This is a genomic window from Streptomyces sp. GbtcB7 (assembly GCF_019091445.1).
GTDB lineage: Bacteria > Actinomycetota > Actinomycetes > Streptomycetales > Streptomycetaceae > Streptomyces > Streptomyces mirabilis.
Genome location: NZ_JAGXJM010000400.1, coordinates 1 through 255, shown reverse-complemented (window position 1 = coordinate 255; position 255 = coordinate 1). Strand labels below are relative to the sequence as shown.

The 255-nt window shown below is 73.7% G+C and carries 1 protein-coding gene; it reads left to right on the top strand.

Annotated elements, in window-relative coordinates:
• Positions 1 to 20 precede the first annotated feature (20 nt).
• The coding region (locus KVT44_RS56370; protein ID WP_217577048.1) for a hypothetical protein at positions 21 to 255 on the top strand (235 nt) is incomplete at its 3' end.

The following is a 255-nucleotide window of genomic DNA, read 5'->3' as shown; positions in this document are numbered from 1 at the left end:
GTGTCGGGGCGGAGGGGAACATGAGCGCGGGCGGGCAGACGGGCGCGAGCCGGACGGCGATCGCGCGACTGGGCGGTTTCACCGCTTTCGTCTGGATCGCGGGCCTGGTCGTGGCGGGCATCGTCGCCCTCGTCTACGCGGACGAGGGCGGCTTCGACGTGGGTGCGGTCGGTGTCGACGAGGACTACGCGAGCGAGCCGTGGACGAGCCCGGACCCGATCGTCGCGGACGACCGCGGCGGCGGGGTGTACGAGG